The organism is Clostridium paraputrificum AGR2156, from assembly GCF_000424025.1.
In the GTDB taxonomy this organism is placed as follows: domain Bacteria; phylum Bacillota; class Clostridia; order Clostridiales; family Clostridiaceae; genus Clostridium; species Clostridium paraputrificum.
In genome coordinates this window covers 439,952-457,238 of the sequence record NZ_AUJC01000001.1, presented here as the reverse complement: position 1 = coordinate 457,238, position 17,287 = coordinate 439,952, and the positions used below count along the sequence as shown (strand labels likewise).

Here is a 17,287-nt window from a genome sequence, read left to right as displayed (position 1 = left end):
TCATTATGGAGGAGAATATGGAAAAGATAGTAGTTAAAGGTGGAAAGAAACTAAGTGGTGAGGTAAACATAAGCGCAGCGAAGAATTCGGTTTTGCCTATAATTGCAGCAACAATTCTTTCAAAAGAGAATATTGAATTAGAAAATATACCTATGCTAGAAGACGTTTTGGTTATATGTAACCTACTTAGTGGTTTAAATTGCGATTTAGAAATAATGGATGAAAAGATAAAAATAAATACAAGTAAATTGATTCCTGTTGATGCTAATAGTGAATTAATAAGGAAAATGAGAGCTTCATTTCTAATAATGGGTCCTATGTTAGCAAGGTTTGGTTATTGCAAATTATCACTTCCAGGAGGATGCAATATAGGTAGTAGACCTATTGATCTTCATTTGAAAGGCTTTAAAGCCTTAGGAGCTGAAATAAATATTGGACATGGATATGTAGAAGCTAAGGTAGATAGATTAAAAGGAAATAGAATTTATTTAGATTTCCCTTCAGTTGGAGCAACTGAGAATATAATTATGGCTGCTGTATTAGCAGAAGGAACAACTATAATTGAAAATGCTGCAGAAGAACCTGAAATATGGGATTTAGCAGAATTTTTAAACTCAATGGGAGCTAATATAGTCGGTGCTGGTACAGGAAAGATTACAATAGAAGGTGTAGATCATTTAGGTGGCATTAAATATAAACCAATATATGATAGAATTGAAGCTGGCACATTTATGATAAGTGCTGCAATAACAAACAGTAGAATTAAAATTAATGGTATAAATGGAGAACATTTAAGACCATTAATAGAAAAGTTAAAAGAGTGTGGAATTAACTTTGAAGAATTAGGAGAATCTGTAATAGTTGATGGAACAGGTCCTAAGAAGCCTGTAGATATTAAAACTTTACCTTATCCAGGGTTCCCTACAGATATGCAACCTCAAATGATGAGCTTGCTATGCTTAATTGAGGGGTCTAGCATAGTAACAGAAACTATATTTGAGAATAGATTTATGCATGTAGCAGAGCTTACTAGAATGGGAGCTAAAATAAAAATAGATGGTAGAACAGCTTTTATTGAAGGTGTTAACAAACTAACTGGATGTGAGGTTAAAGCTACAGACTTAAGAGCAGGAGCTGCTATGATATTGGTTGGATTAGTAGCTGAAGGAACAACAGAAATAGGAGATATTTATCATATAGATAGAGGTTATCAAGATATTGAAAAGAAATTCAGAGGTCTTGGAGCTGATATTGAAAGAATTAAGTATTAAAAAGGAATTATAATTTTTTTATAAAGAAGCTATATCGTTAAGATGTAGCTTCTTTTATGCAAAAATATATAAATATATATTCTTATGTATATATTAGAAAATAATAAAGCTTATTGAGAGTAGTGATAAGTAAAATTATGTAAGCATATAATTAAAGGAAATTATTTTTTAGGAGGGAGAAATGAATTATAATGGTGCGAAAAATGAATTTAAAGTTATTTCTTATATAAGCATATTTATAATTTCCTTTACAATAATAATTTGTAGTATATTCATTGCATCTCCATTTAAACGTACAAGCTCTTTTGAACTTAGCGATGATACTATAAAGTATGTTAAAGATGAAGGGGTAATAGTTAAGGGCGATGATAAAGTAAAGGTATATAATACTATCACAGGAAAGGTAGAAGAAATAAGTTTAGAAGATTATATAGTTGGAGTAGTAGCTGCAGAAATGCCTGCAGAATTTAATGAAGAGGCAATAAAGGCTCAATCTATAGCAGCTAGAACTTTTTATTTTTCTAAGAGAATTTCTCCTTGTAAATCAGCTAAAGAGCATGGAGCAGAAATTTGTTCATCAACTCACTGTCAGGCATATATGAGTAAGGATGAAAGAATGCAGAAGTGGGAAAGTGCGAAAGCAGAAACTTATTGGGAGAAGATTGTTAGCTCTGTTAAAGCTACAGAGGGTGAGGTTATGATATATGGCGATGAGATAGTTAAGTATCCTCAATTCTTTGCTATAAGTGGAGGTAAGACAGAGGATTCCTTAGAAGTGTTCTCAGGAGATATTCCTTATTTAAAATCAGTAGATAGTTCTTGGGATGAAGATGCTACAAAATATAGTACAACAAAGGAAATTGGATTTGATGAATTTGTAAATACAATAAATAAAACATATAAGGATTCTGGAGTTACAAAAACAAATTTAAAAGATAAGGTAAAGATAGAGTCTAGAACTAATGCGGAGTATGTAAAAAGTATAGCATTAGGAGAAAAAACAATTTCGGGAATTGATTTTAGAAAATTATTTGATCTTAGGTCATCAAATTTTACAATAGAGTATGGTAATGATGTGGTTAAAATTAATTGTAAAGGCTATGGGCATGGAGTTGGAATGAGCCAATGGGGAGCAAACTTTATGGGCAAGGACGGAAAGAATTATAAAGATATATTAAAACATTATTATTCAGGAATAGAAATTGAAAAAATAGTATATAAATAGCGATTAAAAACTTTTAATAAGGTAAGGATATAAGATAAGTCAAAGGCTTATTTTATATCCTTATTTTTTTAAAATAAAAATAAATAAAATATGGATAATATGTATTATTTTATACAAAAAGGAAACAATAGAAAAAGGAGGTGTTTATATGGACAAAAATAATTTACAAAAGGTAAAAGATTTTTTTAGGAAGGAGGGTTTTTACGTAGTACTTTTCCTATGTTTGTGTATTATCACAACACTTGGAACTGTATATTTTAAGAAATCACGTAATTTACAAACAGATCCTAAAAAAGAAGAGAATAATAAAGAAATTTCGTTGAATGTTGATGATAAAGATGTAAGTAATAACATGCAAAATGCAGAAAGAGTGGAGAGTACAACTAATAAGAATACCGAAAAGACTACTGCTGTATCAAATACTACGGAAGTGAAATTTGTTAATCCAATCTCAGGAACTTTAATTAGAGAGTTTAAGACAACTCCTCAAATTATTGATGATGAAGGAAATCAACGTGTTTTATCTGGAGTAAATATTAAATCTAAGATAGGTTCGGAAGTAAAAGCAGCAGCAGAAGGTGTTGTAGAAACAGTAGGTGTTGGCGATGTTGAAGAAGGAACAAGAGTTGTTATCAAGCATGCTAATGGATTAAAGACTGTTTATGCTAATCTTGATCCTAAAGTTAATGTTAAGGCTGGAGATAAGGTAACATCAAGCACTGTTATCGGTAAAGTTGGAAATACTGTAAAGATATTTGGAGATAAGTTTGGTGAATTTTTAAATATACAAGTAATAAATTCACAAGGAAAACAAGTAGATCCATTAAAGTATTTTTCATATAAGCTAAAGTAATTTGTTAGAAATAATATTAATCAGTCATTCCTTGAAAAAGGAATGACTGGTCAATAATTAAAAAGAATAAAGAAATAAAAAATGAAGGAGGTAGCATTTTGAAAGACTATATTGAAGAAAGAGTTCTTGAGGTAGCACAATATATAATTGATTCAAAAGCTACTATTAGGAAAACTGCTAAAGTTTTTGGAGTAAGTAAAAGTACAATTCATAAAGATATGACAGAGAGATTACCAAAAATAAATCCAATTATTGCAGAAAAAACTCATAGTATTTTAGAACTTAATAAAGCAGAAAGACATATTAGAGGCGGAAAAGCCACTAAATTAAAGTATAAAGCTATTGAATGATAGGAATATTCCATATATAATAAAGAATAGGCAGAATTTTGAAGAAATTGTTATCTAAATGTAATTTTTATATATGGGAGTGAAAAAAATGTGGTTTTGGAGATCAGGGGTAGAGCTGGGAATAGACTTAGGTACAGCTACTGTGCTTGTTTATGAAAAAGGTAAAGGTATTATATTAAAAGAACCATCAGTTGTTGCTATAAACAAAATTAATAATAAGGTATTGGCTGTTGGGGAAGAAGCAAGAAAGATGATTGGAAGAACACCAGGAAATATAGTAGCAGTTCGTCCATTAAGAGACGGGGTTATTTCTGATTATGATGTAACTGAAAAAATGTTAAAGGCATTTATAGTTAAAGCTGTTGGTAAGAAAAATATGGTTGCTCCTAAGGTAATGGTTTGCATTCCTTCACAGGCTACAGAAGTAGAGAGAAGAGCCGTAATAGATGCAGCAAGAAATTCCGGAGCAAAGAGAGTTAATCTGATAGAAGAGCCTTTAGCAGCAGCAATTGGTGCAGGATTAGATATAACAAAGCCAAATGGATCAATGGTAGTTGATATTGGTGGGGGGACATGTGATATAGCTATAATTTCTCTTGGTGGTATCGTTGTTAAATCATCAATAAAGAGTGCTGGAGATAAATTTGATGAAGCTATCATAAAGTATGTAAGAAGTAAACATAAAATTATGATAGGAGAAAAGACTGCAGAAGAATTAAAGGTTACAATAGGTTCAGCCTTTAAAGGGGGCAGAAATTTAACTTCAAGTATGAAGGGTAGAAATTTAGTTACTGGTTTACCAGATGAGGTAGAAATAACAACTGAAGAAATTCGACAAGCATTACAAGAACCTGTTACTTTAATAGTAGAGGCTGTAAAAGCAGTGTTAGAAAAAACTCCTCCAGAATTAGCGGCAGATATTATAGAAAAGGGAATCCTTTTAACTGGTGGAGGTGCTTTATTAGACGGATTAGACAAGCTTATTGAATTTGAAACTGGAGTAAGTGCTATAGTTGCAGCTGACTCAGTTGAATGTGTTGCAGAAGGAACTGGAAAGGTTCTTGCTTATTTTGATAAGTTGGATAATAACTTGAATAATCAAGAAGTAATTTTAATAGAGTAACATAAAAAGTGAGAAGCTTTATAGAGTTTCTCACTTTTTATATATAAGAAAATTATTATGTTTTTAAATTTATTCCTTTGTTTAAATAATATGCATGTATAATTCCTCTTGAAATAACTTTGGCCATATCTAGAACTAGAGATAAGCGAATAGATCTAGAAGAAAAGAAGTCAGCATTATCACTTGAGTCTATTATACCTATTATAGAGGCCATACCTACATCAGGAAGTGTCTTTCCTACTCCTTTTCCAGGATGTATAGCATAGTCTCTAGTATGAATTTCACCTATTGATTTATTTTCACCTAAACAAGCATCAATACCGATTATGCAAGCATCAGGGTGTAATTTATTTATCTCTTCCAATCGTTTATCTATATTTAAAGCATGAATGGGATTTGATATAGTACCATAGATTGGTAAAGGAAAGAGATTCTCTTCTAATATAGTACCAACTAAAGGTCCTAAACAATCTCCAATACATTTATCAGTTCCTATACAAACTATAGCTGTATTATCCTTTATAAAATCTTTTATTCCTTCTGCAATTTCATAATAAGCAAGTGCAGATCTATAATGAACCTTCCTTTTATTCAAGCCATAACACCCCCTTCAATAATATATGAGTGGGAGTTAATAAATAGTATATAAGAATAAAAAAATGCTAAGTGGCAATAAATCAAATATGAAGGGAGTGAAAAAAATGAAAAAAGTTTTTGTTGGATTAGTAATTTTTTTGGCAAGTTTTATTACTATATATACTATTTTTATATGGGAACCAAAGTCAGTAGCAGATATTGTGAACTTAGGTGGAGTTACAAATGAAGATGTTAAAAGTGAAAATGATGAAAAAGAAGTGGAGAGCAAGAAAAAAGAGGAAAGTAAAGAAGTATCTGTTGATGTAAATCCTATATTAAAGGTAAGTGTAGAGGATATATATAATGAAATGCCTAGGAAAGATTATGAAGAACTAAAAAAGGTTATTACAACAATGTCAACAAGTGATATAGGTATGATAGAAGATGCTATAAATAGTGAAGATAAGGAAAGTGGAATTACAAATGCTATATCAGTTTTAAAGACTAGATTAAGTAGCGAGGATTATGAGAAAATAAAGAGTATATTATCTCCATATGTAAATTTTAATAATATCAAAGAAAATGTGTAGAAAAAACGGATGTAATATTAAATGAGAGTAAAACCGATAGATGTAGAGTAAATTAAGGATAATCTTGATATATGCATTCATTTGAGAGTTGAAATATAAGAGCATAGAATATATACTAACTATTGTTGATTCGGTGCTTACAGCATTTGAAGAAAACTAAAAATTGGAGGAGTTCCCGAGTGGCCAAAGGGGGCAGACTGTAAATCTGTTGCGATTCGCTTCGATGGTTCGAATCCGTCCTCCTCCACCATTTAAATGGGCGCATAGCTCAGCTGGGAGAGCACCTGCCTTACAAGCAGGGGGTCACAGGTTCGATCCCTGTTGTGCCCACCATTTAAAACTTAAAAAATAAATATAATATGCTGGCATGGCTCAACGGTAGAGCAGCTGACTTGTAATCAGCAGGTTGTAGGTTCGATTCCTATTGCCAGCTCCAAATGGAGGAGTTCCCGAGTGGCCAAAGGGGGCAGACTGTAAATCTGTTGCGATTCGCTTCGATGGTTCGAATCCGTCCTCCTCCACCATTTAAAAGCAAGTTTACTTGCTTTTTTTAATGTCTATAAAAGTATAAAATTCTAATAGTATGAGAGGGGTGGATATTTATTTCCGTGTGACTTGGAGTTTTGTGACGGAACAAGTAAAATAAATATCTACTCCACATTTTTTATTCCTTAAAAGTTGATAATGTGTATTAAGTTAATAAAATCTGTGGATAGAAAAAAAGCTTCTGTGGATAAAAGTTGAAATTATATAATAAATACTATTGAGTTTAAAAAAATAATATGTTACAATAAGTTTGCAAAAATTAAATAAAAAACTCTTATCAAGAGAGGTGGAGGGAAAGGGCCCGATGAAACCCGGCAACCTGTTATATTACAAGGTGCCAATTCCTGTAGATTTTTTATCTACGAGATGAGAGAGATTATATAGTAAAGTCTCTTCTTATCGAAGGGTTTTTTTATTGCCTAAAAACATTTGGAAGGAGAAGACAAATTATGAAAAGATTATTTACATCAGAGTCAGTAACAGAAGGACATCCAGATAAAATATGTGATCAAATATCTGATGCAGTGTTAGATGCGATTTTATCAAAGGATCCAAATGCAAGAGTAGCATGTGAAACATGTACAACAACAGGATTAGTAATGGTAATGGGGGAAATAACAACAAATTGTTATGTTGACATTCCTAAAGTTGTTAGAGAAACAATAAGAGAAATAGGTTATGATAGAGCTAAGTATGGATTTGACTGTGATACATGTGCAGTTATGACTACTATAGATGAACAATCAGCTGATATAGCAATGGGAGTAGATGAAGCTTTAGAATCTAAAAAGGGTGATAAGGATGATGTTGAAGCAGTAGGTGCTGGAGACCAAGGTATGATGTTTGGTTTTGCAACAAATGAAACTCCAGAATTTATGCCACTACCAATAGCTATGGCTCACAGACTTTCTAGAAGACTTACTGAAGTTAGAAAGAATGGAACACTAGATTATTTAAGACCAGATGGTAAAACACAAGTAACAGTTGAATATGAAAATAACACAGCTAAGAGAATAGATGCAATAGTTATTTCTACTCAACATGGTGAAGAAGTTACTTTAGAACAAATAGAAAAAGATTTAATGGAATACGTAATAAGAGAAGTGGTTCCAGCTGAATTATTAGATGAAAACACTAAATATTATATAAATCCTACTGGAAGATTCGTTGTAGGGGGGCCTCAAGGAGATTCGGGATTAACAGGAAGAAAGATAATAGTTGATACTTATGGAGGAATGGGAAGACACGGTGGTGGAGCATTCTCAGGAAAAGATCCAACAAAGGTTGATAGATCAGCAGCGTATGCAGCAAGATGGGTTGCTAAAAACTTAGTAGCCGCTGGCCTTGCAGATAAGCTTGAAATACAATTAGCTTATGCTATAGGTGTTGCAAAGCCAGTATCAATAGAAGTTGAGACATTTGGAACTGGAAAAGTTGATGAAGAAACTATAATTAATATAGTTGAAAAGGTATTTGACTTAAGACCAGGTGCAATAATTAAAGAGTTAGATTTAAGAAGACCAATCTATAAGCAAACTGCTGCTTATGGACATTTTGGAAGAACAGACTTAAATCTTCCATGGGAACAATTAAACAAGGTTGAAGAAATTAAAAAATTATTATAGAAAAAAGACTTATTGCAATAATTTGCAATAAGTCTTTTTATTATTTATTATAAACTTTTTTTCCCTTAACGAAAACTTTTTGAATTTCTATATCTTCATTAAATAATATAAGGTCAGCATCATAACCTTCTTTTATCAAACCTTTATGATCTTCAACATGACAGTGTTTTGCACCATTGTAAGTAGCCATTCTTACAACTTCATTTAAAGGATAATTTGAGTTGCTATATATATTCTTAACAGCTTTATCAAGAGTAAGAACAGAACCAGCTAAAGTTCCATCTAATAATCTTGCAGCACCATTTTTAACTATAACATCTTGACCACCTAAAGAATATTGGCCATCTGGCATACCACAAGCTTCCATAGCATCACTAACTAATAAAACTTTATCAGTTCCCTTTTGCTTATAGGCTGTTCTTAAAGCAGGGTAAGAAATATGGATACCATCAGAAATTGTTTCTGTAGTTATATCAGTATCGAATGTAGCACCTACAACACCTGGTTCTCTATGAGTAAAAGGAGTCATTGCGTTGTAAAGGTGAGTTGAGTGGCATGCACCACATTTTATTCCCTCTATAGCTTCATCATAAGTAGCTTTTGTGTGCCCCATAGATACTGTAACACCATTGTCAGAAAGATACTTTATTAATTCTTTTGCACCTTCAACTTCAGGAGCCATTGTGATAGATACAACAGCATCACCATAGTCACCAACTATTTTGTTATAGTTTTCTACTGATGGCGCAAGTAAGAAGTTTGGATTTTGAGCACCAATTGCTTTTGGGCTTATGAAAGGTCCTTCTAAGTGAGCTCCTAATACATTAGCACCTTCAGTTCCTTCTTCTTTAAGCTTTTTAATAACTTTCATAGATTTTCTGATATCTTCAGCAGCAACTGTCATTGTAGTTGGTGTAAAAGATGTTGTACCATGTTCAACTATTGTTTTTGCAATTGTATTTATAGATTCAACAGTACCATCCATGGTATCGCAACCACCAGCACCGTGAATATGAACATCAATAAATCCTGGTGAAAGGTATAAACCTTCAGCATCTATAACTTCTGTATCGTTAACGTTAGAAGGGTTAATTTCTTTAATCTTTCCGTTTTCAATTAGTACAGAACCTTTTTCAATTTTGTCTAAATAAATAATATTACAATTTTTTATTAGCATTAAAACACCTCCATCAATTTTTAGAAACTTTATAATCCTATGATATAATTATAATATATATAGTCAAGAATAAAAATAAGTTTATTGGATATGGAGAGATAATATGGAAGTCTTAGAAGGCTTTGTTGAAGTAATACTTTTTAAAAGTGGTGATACAGGATATGTAGTATCTAAAATTAATATAGAGAATAAGCCTATAACAGCTGTAGGAACAATTCCTTACTTAAGAGAAGGTCAACATGTAAAGTTAACTGGTACTTGGATAATGCATAAACAATTTGGTAAACAGTTTAGTATTAGTAAATGTGAAGAGATTATGCCAACTACAATAGATGGTTTAGAGAAGTATTTATCATCTGGAATAATTAGAGGAATTGGTCCTGTTACAGCAAAAAAAATCATTGACCATTTTGGTGAAGAGGCCATGGATATATTAGATAATAATATTGAAAGAATAAAAGAGATTGATGGTATTGGAGAAAAGAAATTTAGCATTATCTATGAATCATATTTAGAACAACATGATTTAAAAGATATAATGATATATTTTCAAGGCTTTGGCATAACTCATGGGCAGTGTTTAAAAATATATAAAAGATTTGGACCTAATGCTAAAGAAATTGTTCAGAAGGACCCCTATATTCTTTGTAGAGAAATAAAAGGAATAGGTTTTGCTACAGCAGATAGAATTGGGTCAATGATAGGAATAAATAGAGAGTCTGATTCTAGAATAAAGAGTGGAATAGACTTCGTAATAAATAGATTCTGTGCTGCTGGAAATACATATATGCCTAAGAATAAGGTTATAGAAGAAACTAAAGAACTTTTATTGGTTAAGGAAGAACTAATAGAAGGAAATATATATAATGCATTTTTAGAGAAAAAGCTAATAGTACAAAAAATAAATGATATAGAATGTGTATTTATACCTATATTTTATTATAGTGAATTAGGTATAACAGAAAGAATAGCAAGGTTATCAATTCAAAACTATCAAACTATAAATACAGATATAGAATTTGAAATTTCTTTGTTTGAAAAGAAAAGTGGTATTAACTTTGCAGACTCTCAGAAGGAAGCTATTATTGGAGCTTTTACTGATGGAATAGAAATAATAACTGGAGGTCCAGGAACAGGTAAAACAACAATTATAAAAAGCATAATTGAAATTTATGAAAATGAGGGAATGAAAGTACTTTTAGCAGCCCCAACAGGAAGAGCGGCTAAGAGAATGACTGAATCAACTGGAAGAGAAGCAAAAACCATACATAGATTATTAGATATAGGGGCTGGGGATGAGGATACACCTTTAGATGATGAATCAGATGAACCCTTAGATGGAGATGTAGTAATAATAGATGAAGCTTCTATGATAGATATATTTTTAATGCACAGCTTATTAAAATCCATAAGAGTTGGAACAAGGCTTATTATAGTGGGAGACGTTGATCAATTACCATCAGTAGGGCCTGGAAATGTATTAAAGGATTTAATAAATAGTGGTTTAATCAAGGTTGTTAGATTAAAAGAAATATTTAGACAGGGAGCCGAGAGTTTAATTATCACTAATGCACATAGAATAAATAATGGAGAGATGCCATATTTGAATCAAAAGAATAAAGATTTTTATTTTTTAAAGGAAGAGAATATAGATAATATACTTTCTGTTACTTTAGACTTAGTTAATAGGAGATTGCCAAACTTCAATAAGTCATGGGATAGAAGAAGAGATATTCAAGTTTTAAGTCCTATGAAAAAAGGAGTTTTAGGAATAATAAATTTGAATGAAAAAATACAAGAAATATTAAATCCACCCTCAAAGGATAAAAAAGAGAAAAAGATAAAGAATCTTGTTCTTAGAGAAGGGGATAAGGTTATGCAAACTAAGAATAATTACTTAATAAAGTGGACTTCTATAAGTGACAAGGGAGATCTTGATGGTGAAGGTGTATTTAATGGAGATATGGGATTTATTCAAAGTATTGATAACGAAAGAGGAAGTATTACAGTAATATTTGATGACGAAAAAAAGGTAATATACGATGCTGAAAATATTGATGAATTAGAATTGGCTTATGCAATTACAATACATAAAAGTCAAGGAAGTGAATTTAAGGTTGTAATTATTCCATCATTTATGGGATCACCTTTCTTGATGAATAGAAATTTAATATATACTGGAATAACCAGAGCAAAGGATCTAGTAACAGTGGTTGGATATCCAAGGGCACTTCAATACATGGTTACAAACACTAATAGTACTGAGAGATATTCATCACTAGAGAACAGAATAAAAGATTTACTTAATAGTGATGTAATAGAATAAAAAAAGAGAGGGTAATATGGTTATATTTAATAAAAATATATCAGAAGAGATAGTAGATATTTCTAGAAGAATATATAGTTGGTATAAAAGTGGTATAAAAACTTTATCTATAAGTACATGTCCTTTTAATACAAATACAATTTTTGTAGATATAGTAAGCTATTTTATTTCCATGAGAAAGAAAGTTTTATATATATCAGATGAAGGGTATCAAGAAAAGAAACTATTAGATGGATTAAGTAATAAGTATAAACATATGACTTATTGTAAATTAGAAAGTGGTCTTGGAGAATGCGATATTAACTTTGTAAAGTATAAACATATAAAGGATATAGAAGGAAAATACGATTTAGTTATTTTAGATGATATATCAAATTTTTCTACTATAGATAATAGAAAGTTAAGAGATATTTATAACTTTATAATTAGCAAGTCAGAAAGAATAATAGTATATTCCTTAGAAGAGGTAACTATGTTAGGAGATAAAATAGAATGTACTCCTATAGTTACTAAAAAGCCATTTATAGAGCCTAGAGTTATAAATACTAGAATTGATTTAAATAAGGATATTCCATATATTTTATATGATTATATAAAATGGTTTAAGGATAATAAAAGAAATTTAGTCATATATGTTCCTAATAGTGAAGCTTTAGAAAATGTATATGAATATTATTTAAATAAGCTTAAATTAAATAAGGTTCAAATAAAAAAAGTATACAAAGATAAAAGTAATAAGATAAATGTTTTAAAAGTAAAAGATAAGGCAACATTTATAATAACAGATTTTAAGGAGATATCTTTAGAGGGGACTAACATTGGAGATGCTATAGTACTATTTGCAGATAGTAATGAGTATAGCTATAAACAACTTATGTATATATGTGGTCAAATATCAAAAACATTAAGTAAAACTTCAGAGATATTATTTATAGCAAATGAAGTAAATAATACTATAGATAGGGTTAGGGATGTATCTAGAGATTTTAATAAGATGTTATGGGAAAAAGGATTATAAAGGTTTTATCAATAATAAAAAGAAGTTTATTGGAAATAATTTATCCAAGGGATAGTAAGTGTATAGTATGTGGTGAAGAAAATACCTATGGTTTATGTCATAAATGTAAATTTTCAATTACATATTGTGATAATGGGGAGCTTTGTCTTGGATATTATAAAGGTGTATTAAAGGAATTAATATTAAAGTTTAAATTTAAGGGAAGATTTGATGCAGGAGAAGAACTAATTAAGCTAGTTGAGGAAAGACTGGTTAATTTTATAGAAAAGGATTATATAATAACATATATTCCTATAGGAAAAGAAAGTCTTAAGATAAGAGGTTTTAACCAATGTGAGTATTTAGCTAAGGAATTAGGATTAAGAAATAATTTTACCATATTAAATACTTTAAAAAGGGTGAAAGATAACAAGATACAGAAGACTTTAAAAAGAGAAGAGCGATTAAAAAATATTAAAGGTGTATTTGAAGTTATTAATAGAGAAGAAGTAAAAGGAAAGAAATTTATAATATTGGATGATGTAATTACAACAGGTGCAACTCTTCATGAAGCAGAGCGAGTATTAAAAGAAGCAGGGGTTGTTCAAATAAAATTGTTGACTATGGCAAAATCGTATGTATAATATTAATGTAAGCTAGGTCTGTGGTTGAAAGTCGAGGCTAGTCGCAGGCAAAACGATCCACGTAACTCAAACAAAGTTTTGATGAGCATGGTGCGGTATAGAAGTAAGTCCTACCAATTTTAATTGAGAGGGTTAGTAGTGAGAGGGTAATTCTGGGTAGCGAAATCTCCAGTAGGCGAGTGTGGGGGCAAAGACCAGGTCAGCTAGCTTAACAAGAGTAGTAGTGATGCTGCTCTTTTTTTATTGCCTGAAAAAGTTAAGAATGTAAGAGAGAATAAAGATAAAATAGATAAGATAGATAATAAGGATAAGGTGGAAATTTTGATATAGTAAAGTTTGTGAAAAATGGGCAAGCTGATTGCAGTGGTTTCTTAGCTAAACCTATTGAAATAATTAGTTAATTGTCCAATATGAACTTTTGTATCTTCAATAAAAATGCTGTTAGCAGAGTTTTGAGTATAATTATTTATTAGATAATTAGTGCATTATGTCAAATGATAAAATGTATACATATTTTGCAAAAAAAAGAGGAATATTAAGATAGTTGAAGTAGTATGATTGAAGTAAGAGAATATTCTGAAAATTTAAAGTTGCTATATTTTCAGATGTTATGTAAAATTAAAATATAAAAAACAACTTAATAAAGGTCTAAAGAATCATAATAATTATGAGAGGGGCTGGGCTTATGAAAGTGACAGTAATAGCAAAAAATATTGAATTAACACCTGCGTTAAAGGAAATGGTAGAAAAAAAGATTTCTAAGCTAGAAAAGTATTTTGGACCTAATGTAGAAGCAAGAGCTACATTAAGTGTACAAAAGAATAGACAAAGAGTAGAAGTGACAATTCCATTTAACGGGGTTATTCTAAGAGGAGAAGAAGTCACAGACGACATGTATAAGTCAATTGACCTTGTAGAAGAGAAGCTTGTAAGACAAATAAGAAAACAAAGAACCAAGCTTTCTAGAAAGAATAATTCAGGGTCATTAAGGTATCCAGAATTTAATTCGCTAGAATTTAAGAATGAAGATACTGATGAAGATACCTCAAGAATTGTAAAGACTAAGTCTTTCAATGTAAAACCAATGTCTGCGGATGAAGCTGTACTACAAATGGAATTATTAGGACATAGCTTCTTTGTATATCAAGATGCTGATACAAACAACGTAAGTGTTGTTTATAAAAGAAAAGATGGAAATTATGGTTTAATAGAACCAGAATATAAATAAAGCGTGTATACTCCATAGGGTTAAGGAGAAATCCAAAGGCTCTATGGAGTTTTTGCATTTATGTTAATAAATAGTTATAATTGTTGTATATATATAAGTTACAATGGTATAATTTATAAATATAGAAATTAGAATATGAAATTATATAGTAACGTTATTAATAATATAGTTGAAAGGATGAAATTATGGGACTTTTTGGAGGATTGTTCAAGTCATACAGTGAAAGAGAAGTTAATAGAATAAAACCTATTGTTGATAAGATTGAAGCTTTAGATGGGTCAATGTCTAAGTTAACAGATGAAGAATTAAAGAATAAAACTGTTGAGTTTAAAGAGAGATTAGCAAATGGAGAAACTCTTGATGATATACTAGTAGAAGCTTTTGCAACTGTTAGAGAGGCATCTTGGAGAGTTCTTCAAATGAAACATTATAGAGAGCAACTTATTGGGGGAATTGTACTTCACCAAGGAAGAATTGCGGAAATGAAAACTGGTGAAGGTAAAACCTTAGTTGCTACATTACCTGCGTATTTAAATGCCTTATCTGGAAATGGAGTTCACATAATAACAGTTAATGATTATCTTGCAAAAAGAGATATGGAGTGGATGGGACAAATCTACAACTTTTTAGGTTTAACTACAGGTGTTATTGTTCATGAACTTACAAATGACCAAAGAAGAGAGGCATATGGTTCTGATATTACTTACGGAACAAATAATGAATTTGGTTTTGACTACTTAAGAGATAACATGGTTATTTACAAAGAGGAAAGAGTACAAAGACAACTTAACTTCTGTATAGTGGATGAGGTTGACTCTATTCTTATCGATGAAGCTAGAACACCACTTATAATTTCAGGAGCAGGTGAAAAATCAACTGAATTCTATAAAGTAGCAGATTACTTTGTAAAGACTTTAAGAGAAGAAGAAGATTATACAATAGATGAAGAAGCTAATGCAGTTATGTTAACTGATGCAGGTGTAGAAAAAGCAGAAAGAGCATTTAAGCTAGATAACTATGCAGATGCTGACAATATGGCTCTTCAACACTATGTAACTCAAGCCTTAAAAGCTAACTACTCTATGAGAAGAGATAAGGATTACATGGTTAAGGATGGAGAAGTTATCATAGTTGATGAATTTACAGGAAGACTTATGGAAGGTAGAAGATATTCAGATGGTCTTCATCAAGCTATTGAAGCTAAAGAAGGAGTTAAGATTGCAAGAGAATCTAAGACTTTAGCTACAATTACATTCCAAAATTACTTTAGAATGTATAATAAATTATCAGGTATGACAGGTACAGCGTTAACAGAAGAAAATGAATTTAGAGAAATTTATGGACTAGATGTTATAGTTGTTCCAACACATAGACCAGTACAAAGAGTAGATAATGCAGACCTTGTATTTAAAAATGAAAAAGGTAAGTTTAATGCAATAGTTGAGGATATAATAGAAACTCATAAGACAGGTCAACCAATTCTTGTTGGTACTGTAAGTATTGAAAAGTCAGAAGAATTATCAAAAATACTTAAAAAGAGAGGAATTCCTCACCAAGTATTAAATGCTAAGTATCATGAACAAGAAGCAGAAATCATATCCCATGCAGGTGAGTTAGGGATGGTAACTATAGCTACTAACATGGCTGGTAGAGGTACTGATATTAAGCTTGGAGAAGGTGTAGTTGAAGTTGGTGGTCTTAAGATCATTGGTACTGCAAGACATGAGTCTAGAAGAATTGATAACCAATTAAGAGGGCGTTCAGGAAGACAAGGAGATCCAGGTTCTTCTACATTCTATATATCATTAGATGATGACTTAATGAGAATCTTTGGTTCTGATAAGATTCAAGCAGTTGTTGATAAGATAGGATTAGAAGAAGATGATGCTATAGAAAATAAGATAATTACTAAGCAAATAGAAAATGCTCAAAAGAAGGTTGAAGGTAATAACTTTAACATAAGAAAAACATTATTAGGATATGATGATGTTATGAATATGCAAAGAGAAGTTATCTACAAGCAAAGAGCACAAGTTTTAGAAGGCGAAGACTTAAAGGATCAAATTCTAAATATGACTTCAGATGTCATCTCAAATGCCGTATTAAGCCACTTAAATGGTGTTGAGGGTGACGATGTTGAAGTTGAAATGAAGAAGCTTATAGCATATTTAGATGATATATGTGTTCCAGATAACAGAGTAACTGTTGAAGAATTAATGAAGATTACTAATGATGAAATCATTGAAAAGTATAAGAATATAGCAACTGAAATTTACAATGGAAAAGAAGAAGAATTTGGTTCTGAAAAGATGAGAGAAATTGAAAGAGTAATTCTTCTTAGAACAGTTGATTCAAAGTGGATGAATCATATTGATAACATGGACCACTTAAAGCAAGGTATGGGATTAAGAGCATTTAAGCAACAAGATCCTGTTCAAGCTTATCAAATGGAAGGTAGTCAAATGTTTGATGAAATGATTCAAGGAATCAAAACTGATACAGTTAAATATATCTTCCATGTTCAAATGGAAAAGGCTCCAGAAAGAGAAAGAGTAGCTAAGGAAACTTCAGCTGTTCATGCAGGAGCTGATGGGGATTCAAAGTCAACAAAGAGAGAGCCTGTAAGAAAGAAAATAGAAATTGGTAGAAATGAACCATGTCCATGTGGTAGTGGTAAAAAGTATAAGAACTGCTGTGGAAGAGAAGCATAGAATATGTATAGGCTAACCATTTGATGGTTAGCCTTTTTAATAGTG

At 31.0% G+C, this 17,287-nt stretch carries 14 protein-coding genes, 4 tRNA genes and 1 riboswitch; of the genes, 16 read left to right on the top strand and 2 right to left on the bottom strand.

The features are described 5' to 3' along the window. Positions 1-17: 17 nt before the first annotated feature. The 5 genes from murA (at position 18) to mreB (ending at position 4,822) form a co-directional block, all read left to right on the top strand. Entirely contained in the window at positions 18-1,271 is a 1,254-nt protein-coding gene (gene murA / locus G594_RS0102200) for a UDP-N-acetylglucosamine 1-carboxyvinyltransferase (protein ID WP_027097056.1), read from the top strand. A gap of 181 nt (positions 1,272-1,452) precedes the next feature. Further along, positions 1,453-2,496, top strand: coding sequence for a stage II sporulation protein D (gene spoIID / locus G594_RS0102195; RefSeq protein WP_027097055.1), 1,044 nt, complete (start codon positions 1,453-1,455; stop codon positions 2,494-2,496). A 148-nt stretch (positions 2,497-2,644) separates the two neighbouring features. Continuing rightward, the gene (locus tag G594_RS0102190; protein WP_027097054.1) at positions 2,645-3,349 is read left to right on the top strand and encodes a M23 family metallopeptidase; all 705 of its coding nucleotides are present in this window, start codon (positions 2,645-2,647) and stop codon (positions 3,347-3,349) included. 98 nt (positions 3,350-3,447) lie between these two features. Then, on the top strand, positions 3,448-3,699 hold the full coding sequence (gene spoIIID / locus G594_RS0102185; RefSeq protein ID WP_027097053.1) for a sporulation transcriptional regulator SpoIIID: 252 nt from the start codon (positions 3,448-3,450) through the stop codon (positions 3,697-3,699). Positions 3,700-3,787: 88 nt separating this feature from the next. Beyond that, on the top strand, positions 3,788-4,822 hold the full coding sequence (gene mreB / locus G594_RS0102180) for a rod shape-determining protein MreB (protein WP_027097052.1): 1,035 nt from the start codon (positions 3,788-3,790) through the stop codon (positions 4,820-4,822). Between the two features lie 55 nt (positions 4,823-4,877). Here mreB and yyaC read toward each other — a convergent pair whose 3' ends face one another. Next, a complete protein-coding gene (gene yyaC / locus G594_RS0102175; protein WP_027097051.1) occupies positions 4,878-5,417 on the bottom strand; it encodes a spore protease YyaC in 540 nt (179 codons plus the stop codon). Positions 5,418-5,523: 106 nt separating this feature from the next. Here yyaC and G594_RS0102170 point away from each other — a divergent pair, with 106 nt between their 5' ends. From G594_RS0102170 to metK, 6 genes are all read left to right on the top strand, one after another. After that, the gene (locus tag G594_RS0102170; protein ID WP_027097050.1) at positions 5,524-5,988 is read left to right on the top strand and encodes a hypothetical protein; all 465 of its coding nucleotides are present in this window, start codon (positions 5,524-5,526) and stop codon (positions 5,986-5,988) included. A gap of 165 nt (positions 5,989-6,153) precedes the next feature. Continuing rightward, positions 6,154-6,238, top strand: a tRNA-Tyr gene (locus tag G594_RS0102165). A gap of 7 nt (positions 6,239-6,245) precedes the next feature. After that, positions 6,246-6,321 (top strand) — tRNA-Val (locus tag G594_RS0102160). Positions 6,322-6,349: 28 nt separating this feature from the next. Continuing rightward, a tRNA-Thr gene (locus G594_RS0102155) sits at positions 6,350-6,424 on the top strand. A 3-nt stretch (positions 6,425-6,427) separates the two neighbouring features. Continuing rightward, a tRNA-Tyr gene (locus G594_RS0102150) sits at positions 6,428-6,512 on the top strand. Positions 6,513-6,805: 293 nt separating this feature from the next. Beyond that, positions 6,806-6,907, top strand: a riboswitch (SAM riboswitch). A 76-nt stretch (positions 6,908-6,983) separates the two neighbouring features. Next, on the top strand, positions 6,984-8,159 hold the full coding sequence (gene metK / locus G594_RS0102145) for a methionine adenosyltransferase (protein ID WP_027097049.1): 1,176 nt from the start codon (positions 6,984-6,986) through the stop codon (positions 8,157-8,159). A 40-nt stretch (positions 8,160-8,199) separates the two neighbouring features. Here metK and nagA read toward each other — a convergent pair whose 3' ends face one another. Continuing rightward, on the bottom strand, positions 8,200-9,336 hold the full coding sequence (nagA, locus tag G594_RS0102140) for an N-acetylglucosamine-6-phosphate deacetylase (protein WP_027097048.1): 1,137 nt from the start codon (positions 9,334-9,336) through the stop codon (positions 8,200-8,202). Between the two features lie 103 nt (positions 9,337-9,439). Here nagA and recD2 point away from each other — a divergent pair, with 103 nt between their 5' ends. The 5 genes from recD2 (at position 9,440) to secA (ending at position 17,242) form a co-directional block, all read left to right on the top strand. Next, positions 9,440-11,662, top strand: a complete 2,223-nt coding sequence (gene recD2 / locus G594_RS0102135; protein WP_027097047.1) for an SF1B family DNA helicase RecD2 — start codon at positions 9,440-9,442, stop codon at positions 11,660-11,662. A 16-nt stretch (positions 11,663-11,678) separates the two neighbouring features. Further along, positions 11,679-12,680: a hypothetical protein gene (locus G594_RS0102130; protein WP_034865804.1), complete on the top strand. Its 1,002-nt coding sequence runs from the start codon at positions 11,679-11,681 to the stop codon at positions 12,678-12,680. Further along, positions 12,662-13,303: a ComF family protein gene (locus G594_RS0102125; RefSeq protein ID WP_027097045.1), complete on the top strand. Its 642-nt coding sequence runs from the start codon at positions 12,662-12,664 to the stop codon at positions 13,301-13,303. The genes G594_RS0102130 and G594_RS0102125 overlap by 19 nt, the downstream gene beginning before the upstream one ends. A 685-nt stretch (positions 13,304-13,988) precedes the next feature. Further along, the gene (gene hpf, locus G594_RS0102115; RefSeq protein WP_027097044.1) at positions 13,989-14,531 is read left to right on the top strand and encodes a ribosome hibernation-promoting factor, HPF/YfiA family; all 543 of its coding nucleotides are present in this window, start codon (positions 13,989-13,991) and stop codon (positions 14,529-14,531) included. A 185-nt stretch (positions 14,532-14,716) separates the two neighbouring features. Beyond that, positions 14,717-17,242 (top strand): preprotein translocase subunit SecA, encoded by a 2,526-nt coding sequence (gene secA, locus G594_RS0102110; protein WP_027097043.1) that lies wholly within the window; start codon positions 14,717-14,719, stop codon positions 17,240-17,242. Positions 17,243-17,287 lie beyond the last annotated feature (45 nt).